Here is an 11,677-nt window from a genome sequence, read left to right as displayed (position 1 = left end):
TCCGGGGGCGGGGGGCGCCGGCGGAGAAAGCTCAGCCGAAGGCGGCGGGTTCGTACACCGTGTCGATGAAGCGGTTCATGATGTGCTTCACCATGCCGGGGTTCACATGCACCCGGTCCGGCCGCCACGCGAGATCGGGGCTGGTGTAGGTGACCAGCTCGTAGCTCGGGAAATAATGCACCCGCTCGTGCTCGCGTACGAAGGCGACGGCGGCGGCACGCAGCGTGGATTTGGAGGTGAGGTTGGCCTCGACGATATCCTCGCGGGAAAAGGTGGACTGGAACGGCACCGGCGACACCGTGACGAACAACTGGAAATCGCCGTCCGCATGTTCGGCCTCGATGAGGTCCAGAATGCCCTGCAGGGACGCGATCACCGTCGGATAGTCGATCTGGCTGAGGGCGAACTCCTCCGGGCGGGCCTTGAGCATGCGGGGGGACATCGCATTGACGGCAAGCCCGGTGGGCAGGTGGACCCACCCTTCGGTCAGCCCGAGTGTGACGATGATGATCCGCGCATCGACCAGCTTGCGCACCAGCGCGCCGGCCACCCCCCGCCGCAGGGCCACGGCCTCGGGCGTGTTGTCGGCGGCAACGGCAGCGTAATTGAGATCCACGTCGTTACCGGCGGCCGCGGCGAAGATCAGCGCGTCCTCGCTCCACCCGTCCTGCCGGCCGAACGGCCAGCGGAATTCCTGCGCCATCGCGGTCGGGGTGTAGCGGTGGAAGAAGGTGGTGCGCACCTTGCCGCCGGCATCCTCGAATTCGGGGCGCTCGATCCGGTCGTCGATGCTGATGACGTTGCCGCCGCGCGCGCTCAACGCATGTTCGATTTCCCGCGCGAAGCAGGATCCCATGGCGAACACGGGGGTGGCGGCGGCGAACCGCGGGCCATCGTAGGTCGGACGGATATCGGCATATCCATCGAAGATGCGGTTGCTGGCATCCGCGGGGTCGGTGCCGCGCGTGCCGGTGTCCGGGCCGGAATGCCAGCGTCGCAAGGTATTCGAGCGGGTGTTGGCCAGTGCCTGCGCCACCGTCAGCATCGCATTCTCCCGCCCGGTTCCGGCGCCGCCCGCCCGCCCGGCGTCGGGCGGGCGGGCGGCGGATCGGTCAGATTGCCATCTTCTTTTCGAGGTTCACGCGGATCTGCTCGAAGAACTGCTCGGTCGTCATCCAAGGCTGGTCCGGCCCGATCAGGATCGCCAGATCCTTGGTCATGCCGCCCTGCTCCACCGTTTCGATGCAGACCCGCTCCAGCGTCTCGGCGAACTTCACCACGTCGGGCGTGTTGTCGAACTTGCCGCGGAACATCAGTCCCTGCGTCCATGCGAAGATGGAGGCGATCGGGTTGGTCGAGGTGGACTTGCCCTGCTGGTGCATCCGGTAGTGGCGCGTCACGGTGCCGTGCGCGGCCTCCGCCTCGATGGTCTTGCCGTCCGGGGACATCAGCACCGAGGTCATCAGGCCGAGCGAGCCGAAGCCCTGCGCCACGGTGTCGGACTGCACGTCACCGTCGTAGTTCTTGCAGGCCCAGACGAACTTGCCGCTCCACTTGAGCGCGGAGGCGACCATGTCGTCGATCAGGCGATGCTCGTAGACGATGTTGCGCGCCTTGAACTTGTCCTTGAATTCGGCGTCGAAGATCTCCTGGAACAGGTCCTTGAAGCGGCCGTCATAGGCCTTCAGGATCGTGTTCTTGGTGGAAAGATACAGCGGCCACCCGCGATCATAGGCGTAGTTCATGCTGGCGCGGGCGAAATCGCGGATCGATTCGTCGAGGTTGTACATGCCCATCGCGACGCCGGCGTCCGGGTAGTTGAACACCTCATGCTCGATGACCTGGCCGTCCTCGCCTTCCCACACCATCCGCAGCTTGCCGGGGCCGGGGACGAGGAAGTCGGTGGCGCGATACTGGTCGCCGAACGCGTGGCGGCCGACGACGATCGGGTCCGTCCAGCCCGGCACCAGCCGGGGCACGTTCTTGATGACGATCGGCTCGCGGAAAACGACGCCGCCTAGGATGTTGCGGATCGTGCCGTTCGGCGACTTCCACATCTTCTTGAGCTTGAACTCCTCGACCCGCTGCTCGTCCGGCGTGATCGTGGCGCACTTCACGCCGACGCCGTACTTCTGGATCGCCTTGGCCGAATCGATGGTGATCTGGTCGTCCGTCTCGTCGCGCTTTTCGACGGAGAGATCGAAGTAGATCAGATCGATATCCAGGTAGGGCAGGATCAGCTTCTCGCGGATCCACTGCCAGATGATCCGGGTCATCTCGTCGCCGTCGAGCTCGACGAGCGGGGTGTTCACCTTGATCTTGGCCATGGGCGCGGCGCCTCCGGTAGGAATGAAAGTTGCGTGCGTCCTAGGCAAAGCCGGCGCGCGGATCAACGCCGGAAGACAGGGCGGGGGGAAGTTGCCGCGTCAAATGGCCTGCCGCGGTGCCGCATCCGATTGTCAGTGCCCGTCGCTGACCCTACACAGGGGCCATGACCTCGCTTGAAAAACCTGACCTCGGCACGTCCACGGTAAAGTGGCGTTTCCCGGCCGTGCATCCCGAAGGGCGCAAGTTCGCGCTGATCGCTGCCGCCATCACCGTCTTCTTCGCCTGGATGGCGTGGGAGACGCTGGCATGGCCCATGGCGGGGGTCACGGTCTGGGTGCTGGCGTTCTTCCGTGATCCGATCCGCACGTTCCCGCGCGGGGCCGGCTTTATCGTGGCGCCGGCGGACGGGCTGGTGACGATGATCGTCACCGTGCCGCCGCCGCGCGAGATGGCCGGGCCGGACGGCCTCGGCGATGCGCCGATGACACGCGTGTCGATCTTCATGTCGGTGTTCGATGTCCACATCAACCGCACGCCGATCGCCGGCACGATCCGGCGGGTGGTGTATATCTCGGGCAAGTTCCTCAACGCCGACCTCGACAAGGCGTCCGAGGAGAACGAGCGGCAGCATATCCTCGTCGAGGCGAACGACGGCACGCGAATCGGGTTCACCCAGATTGCCGGTCTGGTCGCCCGGCGGATCGTACCGTTCGTGAAGCCGGGGGACATGGTCGCCGGCGGGCAGCGCATCGGCCTGATCCGATTCGGCAGCCGGGTGGACGTGTATCTGCCGGCCGGCACCGCGCCGCGCATCGCGCTCGGTCAGCGCGCCATCGCGGGCGAGACGATCCTCGCCCGCCTCGGCGACGACGAACGGGTCGAAGGCATGGCGCTTTGAGCGGGTCTGACGACCGGTCGATGCGCGCCGCCCGGCGGGGCATACCGCTGCGCGCGCTCGCGCCCAATGCCGTCACCACGCTGGCGCTGTGCTCCGGGCTGACGGGTATCCTGTTCGCCGTGGAGGGCAACTTCGGCATGGCTGCAGGCGCGGTCATCATGGCCGGGGTGCTCGACGGGCTGGACGGGCGCATCGCCCGCCTGCTCAAGGGCGAGAGTCGGTTCGGCGCCGAACTTGATTCGCTGTCCGACGTGATCGCATTCGGGGTGTCGCCCGCGATCATCCTGTATCTCTGGTCGCTGCAATATCTCGGCGAGGCGGGGCAGCGATTCGGCTGGATCTTCGCGCTGGGCCATGCGGCATGCTGCGCGCTTCGGCTCGCACGGTTCAACGCCCAGATCGATGCCAGCCAGCAGCCGCACAAATCGGCCGGCTTCCTCACCGGCATCCCCGCACCGACCGGCGCCGGGCTGACGATGCTGCCGCTATATGTGTCGCTGATCTTCAAGGGGACGGGGCCGGTGGCGGACGTGGCCCGCAACGGCGCTCTCGTGGCGCCGTGGATGGCGTTCATCGCTTTCCTGATGATCTCGAGCGTGCCGACCTTCAGCTGGTCGTCACTGCGGCTTCGTCGCCACATCCGCTTCGAGTTGCTGGCCGGCATCGCGCTCATCAGTGGCGCGATGCTGTCGATTCCGTGGGTGACGTTGACGGCGATTTCGATCGCCTACCTGATCGCGATGCCGTTCGGGATCAAAAGCTACGCAAGGGTCAGGCGGCAGCGCGTGTCCGAACGGGTGACATCGGCGCCAGACGCGGGCTCCGCAACACTCTGACCCGGGCCACCTGGGCCGGCAGCGGCAGCGGGGTGGCGTGAAGGCCAAGAGCGCGGGCGATAGCCGGAGAATGATCGATCAACATTGCGGCGATCAGGGCGAAGGAGAACATTCCGGCACCCAGAAACATCATCGTCGAGACAATATGCAGCATTTCGGCAACCCTTCTGCTCGCAAGCCCGAGCCGCAACCTTCTGGTTCAGCTCGTTAAAACCTTGGTAACCTGTCGCGGTTCCATGTTCTCTGTATGTTCCGCAGTGGCTCAGGCGTCAAGTCTTGATCTTGCGGGCGAAAGCGGATAGGCGCGGCCCCATTCCACATCCGGGGCGCATAGCCCGGTGCCGCTTACCCGAGCGGTCACTGCCCCGGAGAGGTTCAACCGGAAGGAGAATATCCTATGGCGGCCCCTACCGTCTCGATGCACGAATTGCTGGATGCCGGCGCGCATTTCGGCCACCAGACCCACCGCTGGAACCCGAAGATGAAGCCTTACATCTTCGGCGAGCGTAACGGCGTCCACATCATCGACCTGTCGCAGACCGTGCCGCTGATGGCGCGCGCGCTCGATTTCGTCTCGCAGTCCGTCAGCCACGGCGGCAAGGTCCTGTTCGTCGGCACTAAGCGCCAGGCGCAGGAGCCGATCGCGGAGGCCGCGCGCCGCTCCGGCCAGCATTACGTCAACCACCGCTGGCTCGGCGGGATGCTGACCAACTGGAAGACCATTTCCGGGTCGATCAAGCGCTTCAAGACGCTTGAGGAGCAGCTGTCGGGCGACACCGCAGGCCTCACCAAGAAGGAAGTGCTGCAGCTCACCCGCGAGCGCGACAAGTTCGAGATGTCGCTGGGCGGCATCCGCGACATGGGCGGCATTCCCGACGTGATGTTCGTGATCGACGCGAACAAGGAAGAGCTGGCGATCAAGGAAGCCAACACGCTCGGCATCCCCGTCGTCGCGATCCTCGACTCCAACGTCAGCCCGGATGGCATCGCCTTCCCGGTGCCGGCAAACGACGACGCGGCCCGCGCCATCCGCCTGTACTGCGATGCGGTGGCCGAAGCGGCGACGCGCGGCACCCAGGGCGGTCGCGCGGCGCGCGGCGAGGATCTGGGCGCGATGATGGAGCCGCCGGCGGAAGAAGCCGTCAGCGCCTGATCGCTGCCTGTCGAGATAGGTTCGGACGGGGCGGCGAAAGTCGCCCCGTCTCGTTTTTGAGACCATGAAAGGATACACCCCATGGCGGAAGTGACTGCGGCGACCGTGAAGCAGCTGCGCGACGTGAGTGGCGCTGGCATGATGGACTGCAAGAAGGCGCTCGGCGAAACCAACGGCGACATCGAGGCGGCGATCGACTGGCTGCGCACCAAGGGCCTCGCCGCCGCCGCCAAGAAGGCCGGCCGTCAGGCCGCCGAAGGCCTCGTCGGCGTGGCCGTGAAGGGCAGCAAGGGCGCGGTCGTCGAGGTGAACTCCGAGACGGACTTCGTCGCCAAGAACGACCAGTTCCAGGGCTTCGTGAAGGCGGCAGCCGAACTGGCGCTGACGACCGGCGCGGACATCGACGCGCTCGCCGCCTCGCAGCATCCCGAGGGCGGCACGCTGGGCGACAAGCTGACCGCCAACATCGCCACCATCGGCGAGAATCAGGCGCTGCGCCGTGCCCGGAGCATCGAGGTGTCGCAGGGCGCGGTCGTCTCCTACGTCCACAACGCCGCCGGCCCCGGCCTCGGCAAGATCGGCGTGCTCGTCGGCCTCGAGAGCGCCGCACCGGCGGACAAGCTCGAGGCGCTGGGCAAGCAGCTGGCGATGCACATCGCCGCCGCCGCGCCGCTGGCGATGTCGGGCGATGCGATCGACCCGGCCGTGATCGAGCGTGAAGCCGCGATCGCGCGCGAGAAGGCCGCCGACAAGATCGTCGGCAAGCCGCCGGAAGTCGCGGAGAAGATCATCAAGGGTCCGGTCGACAAGTTCCGCAAGGAGAATGGCCTGCTCACCCAGGCGTTCGTGATGGACGGCAAGACCCCGGTGCAGGACGTGATCGCCGCCGCCGCCAGGGAAGCCGGCAGCCCGATCACGCTGACCGACTATGTCCGCTTCCAGCTGGGCGAGGGCATCGAGAAGAAGGAAAGCGATTTCGCCGCCGAGGTGGCGGCCGCCGTCGCCGGCTGAGCCGGACGACCGATCGCATCGCCGATCCCGCGAGGAGCGGCTTGGCAGCGGCGCGCACCCCCACTAAGGTGCGCGCCGCTCCCTCTTTTATTCGACGGAATTCCATGACCGCGCCTTCTCGTCCGCGCTTCAACCGTATCCTGCTGAAGCTGTCGGGCGAGGTGCTGATGGGCCCCGGCCAGTTCGGCATCGACCCCGATACCGTGGCGCGCGTCGCCGGCGAGATCGCGGCGGTGAAGGAGGGGCACGAGCTTTGCCTCGTCGTGGGCGGCGGCAACATCTTTCGCGGGCTGGCGGCTGCCGCGCGCGGCTTCGATCGCACCAGCGCCGATTACATGGGTATGCTGGCGACGGTGATGAACGCGCTGGCGGTGCAGAACGCGCTGGAGCAGATCGGCGTCGAGACGCGGGTGCAGTCGGCGATCCCGATGAACACCGTGTGCGAGCCGTTCATCCGCCGCCGCGCCGCGCGCCACATGGAAAAGGGCCGGATCGTCATCTTCGCCGCCGGCACCGGCAACCCGTTCTTCACCACCGACAGCACCGCCGCGTTGCGCGCGGCCGAGATGGGCTGCGACGCGGTGTTCAAGGGCACCTCGGTGGACGGGGTGTACAGCGCCGATCCGAAGAAGGATCCGACCGCCACCCGCTACGACAGCGTCAGCTTCAACCGCGTCCTTTCGGACGACCTGAAGGTGATGGACGCCAGCGCGGTGGCGCTGTGTCGCGACAACAACATTCCGATCGTCGTGTTCAATATCCGCGAGCAGGGCAACATGGCCCGCGTGCTGGCGGGTGGCGGCACCGCCACGATCGTGCAGAACCAGGGGAGTTGAGCCGATGGCCGCCTACAACAAGGCCGATCTCGAACGTCGCATGGCCGGCGCGGTGGAATCGCTGAAGAATGATCTGGTCGGCCTGCGGACCGGCCGCGCGAGCACCTCGCTGCTCGATCCGGTGACCGTCACCGTCTATGGCGCCAACATGCCGATCACCCAGGTCGCCACGGTCAGCGTGCCGGAACCGCGCCTGATCTCGGTGCAGGTGTGGGACAAGGCGAACGTCGGCCCGGTGGACAAGGCGATCCGCTCGGCGGGCCTCGGCCTCAACCCGATCGTGGACGGCACCACGCTGCGCCTGCCGATCCCGGACCTGACCGAGGAGCGCCGCAAGGAACTGGCCAAGCTCGCCAGCCAATATGCCGAAAAGGCGCGGATCGCGGCGCGCAACGTGCGGCGCGACGGCAACGACAGCCTGAAGACCGACGAGAAGAAGGGCGTCGTCAGCGAGGACGAGCGCAAGCGCCACGAAACCGAGGTGCAGAAGCTCACCGACGCGACCATCGCCGACATCGATGCCGCCGCCGCCGCCAAGGAAAAGGAAATCCTCGGCAAGTGAACGCGGCCTCGGCCAGCCCGGCGGGTGTTCCGGCAGGCGGTGCCGGGGTGGTGCCGCGCCATGTCGCGATCATCATGGACGGCAACGGCCGCTGGGCCAAGAAGCGCCATCTGCCGCGCGTCGCCGGTCACCGCAAGGGCGTGGAAGCGGTGCGCGCCACCGTGGAGGCGGCGGGCGAGATGGGCATCGGCGTGCTGACGCTCTATGCCTTCTCTTCCGAGAACTGGCGGCGGCCGGCGGCCGAGATCGCCGACCTGATGGGGTTGCTGCGGCGCTACATCCGCGACGAACTGGACTCGCTGGCCCGCAACGGCGTGAAGCTGCGTATCATCGGCGATATCACCCGGTTCGATCGCGATCTGGTGACGATGCTGGAGGATGCCTGCACCCGCACCGCACGCAACGAACGGCTGACGCTGGTGATCGCGCTGAACTACGGCGGGCAGGACGAGATCGCCCGCGTCGCGCGGCAACTGGCCGTCGCGGCGGCGGGGGGCACGATCGATCCGGTGACGATCGACGCCGCGATGATCGAGGACCGGCTCGATACCGCCGCGCTGCCGCCGCTGGACCTGCTGATCCGCACCTCGGGCGAGCGGCGGCTGTCGAATTTCCTGCTGTGGCAGGCGGCCTATGCCGAACTGCTGTTCGTCGACACGCTGTGGCCTGATTTCGGCGCGGCGGCACTGGCCGATGCGGTGGCGGATTTCGGGCGGCGCAACCGCCGTTACGGCGGCCTGTGAAGGCGCACGTTCCCGGCGCGGCCCCGGCGCGGCGCCGTTCCGATCTGGCGACGCGCGCGCTGGCGGGCGCGGCGATGATTGCGGTCGCGCTCGTCGCACTGGCGCTGGGGGGTGTCGCGTTCTGGCTGCTGGCGAGTGCGGCCGCGCTGCTGATGCTGGCCGAGTGGGCCGGGCTGATGCGGGCGAGCCGGCTGGCGATCGGCCTCAGCCTCGCCGCCTTCGGTTTCGCGCTGCTGGTGGCGTCGCCGCTGGTGAACGGCGCGAGCGAGGCGGCGCTGGCGCTGCTGCTGGCGCTCGCGATCGCAGTCGCGGCGATCGGGCGGAGTGGGCGGCTGGGGGCGGGGCTGCTCTATGCCGGGCTGCCGGTGTTCGGGCTGCTGTTCCTGCGCGCGCAGCCGCATGGGCTTGCGCTGACGCTGTGGACGCTGGCGATCGTGTGGGCGACCGACATCGGCGCCTATTTCTCCGGCCGCGCGATCGGCGGGCCGAAGCTGGCGCCGGGCCTCAGCCCGAACAAGACATGGGCCGGGCTGGGCGGCGGCGTGGTGGCGGCGTTGCTGGCCGGCGCGGTGATCGCGCTATCGGCCGGGTTGCCGCGGGCGCTGATCGTGCTCGGCGCGCCGATGGCGGTATTGGCGCAGATTGGTGACCTGTTCGAGAGCTGGCTGAAGCGCAAGGCGGGCGTAAAGGACAGCGGCCGGCTGCTGCCCGGCCACGGCGGCGCGCTGGACCGGCTGGATGGCGTGGTGCCGGTGGCGACATTGATCGGTTTCGCCGCCGCGATGGGGTGGCTGGCATGAACGTGTGGCTGGCATGAAGAGCGTGACCATCCTCGGTGCGACCGGCTCGGTCGGGACCTCCACGCTGGACCTGATCGAGCGCGAGCCGGAGAGCTTCCGTGTCGAGGCGCTGACGGCGCAGACCGACGTCCCGGGCCTCGTCGCCGCCGCCCGCCGCACCCGCGCCGCGCATGCGGTGATCGGCGATGCGACGCTGGGCGCGCAACTGGCCGAGGCGCTGGCCGGCAGCAACACGACCACCGCCGCCGGCGCGCCCGCTATCGAGGAGGCGGCGGGCCGCGGGGCGGACTGGACGATGGCCGCGATCGTCGGCTGCGCCGGCCTGCGCCCGGTGATGGCGGCGCTGGCGGCGGGCGGCACCGTGGCGCTCGCCAACAAGGAGGCGCTGGTCTCTGCGGGCGCGCTGGCGATGGACGCCGGCCGCCGCCACGGCGCCACGCTGCTGCCGGTCGATTCCGAGCATAACGCGATCTTTCAGTGCTTCGATCATGCGGCGCCCGACCATGTCAGCCGCATCATCTTGACGGCCAGCGGCGGCCCGTTCCGCACCTTCACCCGTGCGGAGATGGCGGGCGTCACCCCGGCGCGCGCGGTGAAGCATCCGAACTGGTCGATGGGGGCCAAGATCTCGGTCGATTCGGCGACGATGATGAACAAGGGGCTGGAGCTGATCGAGGCGCACCACCTGTTCCCCGTGGGCCTCGACCGGATCGAGATCCTCGTCCACCCGCAATCCGTGATCCACTCGATGGTGGAATATGTCGACGGCTCGATCCTGGCGCAGCTCGGCACGCCGGACATGCGCACCCCGATCGCCCATGCGCTCGCCTGGCCCCGACGGATGAAAGCGCCGGTGGAACGGCTCGATTTCGCCAAGGTGGCCCGGTTCGACTTCGAGGCGCCCGATACCGATCGCTTCCCCGCGCTGAAACTGGCGCGCGACGCGATCGAGGCGGGCGGGGCGCGGCCGGCGGTGCTGAACGCGGCCAACGAGGTGGCGGTCGCCGCTTTCCTCGGCGGGCGCATCGGCTTCCTCGATATCGCCGCAATCGTGGCTGAGACGCTGTCGCGCTATGACCCGCCCGCGCCCGAGTCTCTCGATGCGGTGATCGCGGTGGATGGCGAGGCCCGCATCGTCGCCGGCACTATCATGGAGGTGAAGGCGGCGTGATCGAAACCCCGGGCTTTCTGCTGACGGTCGCGAGCTTCTTCCTCGTCATCGGCCCGCTGATCTTCGTTCACGAACTGGGTCATTATTTCGCCGGCCGCGCCTTCGGGGTGAAGGCCGATGCGTTCTCGATCGGCTTCGGCCGCGAGGTGGTCGGCTGGACGGACAAGCGCGGCACCCGCTGGAAGATCGGCTGGATGCCGCTGGGCGGCTACGTGAAGTTCGCCGGCGACATGAGCCCGGCCAGCACGCCCGACCCGGCTTGGCAGGCGTTGCCGCCGGCGGAGAAGGCGCGGACCTTCCAGGCCAAGCCGCTGTGGCAGCGGTTCATCATCGTGGCGGCCGGGCCGGCGACCAACTTCGCCTTCGCCATCCTCGTGTTCGCCGCTTTCTTCGCCAGCTACGGCGAGCCGCGAACGCCCAACGTCGTCGCCTCGGTGGTGGCCGGGTCCGCCGCCGAGAAGGCCGGCATCCTGCCCGGTGATCGCGTGACGATGATCGCCCGGCAGGGCGTCGACCGTTTCGAGGACATCGCCCCGATCGTCCGCATCCGCCCCGGCGAGCCGCTGCGGATGGACGTGTATCGCGGCGCGCGGCAGATCCACCTCACGGTGGTGCCCGATCGCGAGAAGCAGGAGGACCGCTTCGGCAACAGGTTCGAGATCGGCCGCCTCGGCGTCGGCTCGCCCGCGCCGATCATCCAGCCGCTGCCGGCGGGGCAAGTGCTGGGCGCGGCGGTGAAGCATACCCGCGATATCGTGGTCGCCATGGTCAGCACGCTGGGCCAGATCATCACGGGCCGGCGATCGGTGGCGGAGTTGGGCGGGCCGCTCCAGATCGCCAAGTTCTCCGGGCAGACGGTGACGCTGGGCTGGCTGCCCTTCGTCGAGTTCATGGCGATGATATCGATTAATCTGGGCTTCATAAATCTTCTGCCAATCCCTCTGCTGGATGGCGGCCACCTGTTTTTCTACGCACTGGAGGGGGTCCGCCGCCGGCCGCTCAATCCGGTCGTGCAGGAATGGGCGTTCCGGTCCGGCCTCGCGCTGCTGCTTGCCTTCATGCTGTTCGTGACGTTCAACGATCTTGCCTCGCTCGGCCTGTGGGCCGGGCTTGCCGGCTTGATCGGCTGACCCCGATCGGGCAGGGGCGGAAGCGCGATTTACTCTACCGAACTTTGGTTTTGATGCGGGGACGTGTACGCGTGACAGTGATGACCGGACAGATCGGCGGCACCCCCGCCAGCGCGAGGCTCGCTTCGGCGCTGCTGGTCGGCACGATCCTCGCCAGCGCGTCCGCGCCGGGGTTCGCCCAGGGCGCGCCCGCGCGATCCGCCGCGCGC

General features: G+C 68.0%; 12 protein-coding genes. 10 read left to right on the top strand and 2 right to left on the bottom strand.

Going from position 1 to position 11,677, the window contains the following annotated elements; translation table 11 throughout:
• Positions 1–31: 31 nt before the first annotated feature.
• Both FOY91_RS18625 and FOY91_RS18620 read right to left on the bottom strand, forming a co-directional pair.
• Positions 32–1,045 carry a GSCFA domain-containing protein gene (locus FOY91_RS18625; RefSeq protein ID WP_145155129.1) on the bottom strand — a complete coding sequence of 338 codons (1,014 nt, stop codon included), beginning with the start codon at positions 1,043–1,045 and terminating at the stop codon, positions 32–34.
• Between the two features lie 67 nt (positions 1,046–1,112).
• Positions 1,113–2,327 carry an NADP-dependent isocitrate dehydrogenase gene (locus FOY91_RS18620; RefSeq protein ID WP_145155127.1) on the bottom strand — a complete coding sequence of 405 codons (1,215 nt, stop codon included), beginning with the start codon at positions 2,325–2,327 and terminating at the stop codon, positions 1,113–1,115.
• Positions 2,328–2,491: 164 nt separating this feature from the next.
• Between FOY91_RS18620 and FOY91_RS18615 the strand changes: the two genes are divergently transcribed.
• From FOY91_RS18615 to rseP, 10 genes are all read left to right on the top strand, one after another.
• Complete coding sequence (locus FOY91_RS18615; protein WP_145155125.1) at positions 2,492–3,226, top strand: phosphatidylserine decarboxylase; 735 nt, start codon at positions 2,492–2,494, stop codon at positions 3,224–3,226.
• A 20-nt stretch (positions 3,227–3,246) separates the two neighbouring features.
• The gene (locus tag FOY91_RS18610; protein ID WP_145155134.1) at positions 3,247–4,062 is read left to right on the top strand and encodes a CDP-alcohol phosphatidyltransferase family protein; all 816 of its coding nucleotides are present in this window, start codon (positions 3,247–3,249) and stop codon (positions 4,060–4,062) included.
• A gap of 397 nt (positions 4,063–4,459) precedes the next feature.
• On the top strand, positions 4,460–5,215 hold the full coding sequence (rpsB, locus tag FOY91_RS18605; protein WP_145155123.1) for a 30S ribosomal protein S2: 756 nt from the start codon (positions 4,460–4,462) through the stop codon (positions 5,213–5,215).
• Positions 5,216–5,296: 81 nt separating this feature from the next.
• Positions 5,297–6,226, top strand: a complete 930-nt coding sequence (gene tsf / locus FOY91_RS18600; protein WP_145155122.1) for a translation elongation factor Ts — start codon at positions 5,297–5,299, stop codon at positions 6,224–6,226.
• Positions 6,227–6,330: 104 nt separating this feature from the next.
• Positions 6,331–7,062 carry a UMP kinase gene (pyrH, locus tag FOY91_RS18595; protein WP_145155120.1) on the top strand — a complete coding sequence of 244 codons (732 nt, stop codon included), beginning with the start codon at positions 6,331–6,333 and terminating at the stop codon, positions 7,060–7,062.
• Between the two features lie 4 nt (positions 7,063–7,066).
• The gene (gene frr / locus FOY91_RS18590) at positions 7,067–7,624 is read left to right on the top strand and encodes a ribosome recycling factor (protein WP_145155118.1); all 558 of its coding nucleotides are present in this window, start codon (positions 7,067–7,069) and stop codon (positions 7,622–7,624) included.
• A complete protein-coding gene (locus FOY91_RS18585; protein WP_145155116.1) occupies positions 7,621–8,367 on the top strand; it encodes an isoprenyl transferase in 747 nt (248 codons plus the stop codon). The genes frr and FOY91_RS18585 overlap by 4 nt, the downstream gene beginning before the upstream one ends.
• Positions 8,364–9,167: a phosphatidate cytidylyltransferase gene (locus FOY91_RS18580; protein WP_275266048.1), complete on the top strand. Its 804-nt coding sequence runs from the start codon at positions 8,364–8,366 to the stop codon at positions 9,165–9,167. Before FOY91_RS18585 ends, FOY91_RS18580 begins: the two co-directional genes overlap by 4 nt.
• Positions 9,168–9,171: 4 nt before the next feature.
• Complete coding sequence (locus FOY91_RS18575) at positions 9,172–10,338, top strand: 1-deoxy-D-xylulose-5-phosphate reductoisomerase (RefSeq protein WP_203234628.1); 1,167 nt, start codon at positions 9,172–9,174, stop codon at positions 10,336–10,338.
• On the top strand, positions 10,335–11,468 hold the full coding sequence (gene rseP / locus FOY91_RS18570; protein WP_145155112.1) for an RIP metalloprotease RseP: 1,134 nt from the start codon (positions 10,335–10,337) through the stop codon (positions 11,466–11,468). Before FOY91_RS18575 ends, rseP begins: the two co-directional genes overlap by 4 nt.
• The last annotated feature ends 209 nt before the right edge of the window (positions 11,469–11,677 follow it).

It is taken from the genome of Alterirhizorhabdus solaris, from assembly GCF_007785815.1.
Classification (GTDB): domain Bacteria; phylum Pseudomonadota; class Alphaproteobacteria; order Sphingomonadales; family Sphingomonadaceae; genus Alterirhizorhabdus; species Alterirhizorhabdus solaris.
Note: the sequence above shows the minus strand (reverse complement) of the source record. Positions and strands in the feature narration are given on the sequence as shown.

Excerpts from the sequence above, each read along its gene's own strand:
- rpsB (WP_145155123.1), top strand. The coding sequence starts at position 4,460 with ATGGCGGCCCCTACCGTCTCGATGCACGAATTGCTGGATGCCGGCGCG.
- pyrH (WP_145155120.1), top strand. The coding sequence starts at position 6,331 with ATGACCGCGCCTTCTCGTCCGCGCTTCAACCGTATCCTGCTGAAGCTG.
- frr (WP_145155118.1), top strand. The coding sequence starts at position 7,067 with ATGGCCGCCTACAACAAGGCCGATCTCGAACGTCGCATGGCCGGCGCG.
- tsf (WP_145155122.1), top strand. The coding sequence starts at position 5,297 with ATGGCGGAAGTGACTGCGGCGACCGTGAAGCAGCTGCGCGACGTGAGT.
- FOY91_RS18620 (WP_145155127.1), bottom strand. The coding sequence starts at position 2,327 with ATGGCCAAGATCAAGGTGAACACCCCGCTCGTCGAGCTCGACGGCGAC.
- FOY91_RS18625 (WP_145155129.1), bottom strand. The coding sequence starts at position 1,045 with ATGCTGACGGTGGCGCAGGCACTGGCCAACACCCGCTCGAATACCTTG.
- FOY91_RS18615 (WP_145155125.1), top strand. The coding sequence starts at position 2,492 with ATGACCTCGCTTGAAAAACCTGACCTCGGCACGTCCACGGTAAAGTGG.
- FOY91_RS18610 (WP_145155134.1), top strand. The coding sequence starts at position 3,247 with ATGCGCGCCGCCCGGCGGGGCATACCGCTGCGCGCGCTCGCGCCCAAT.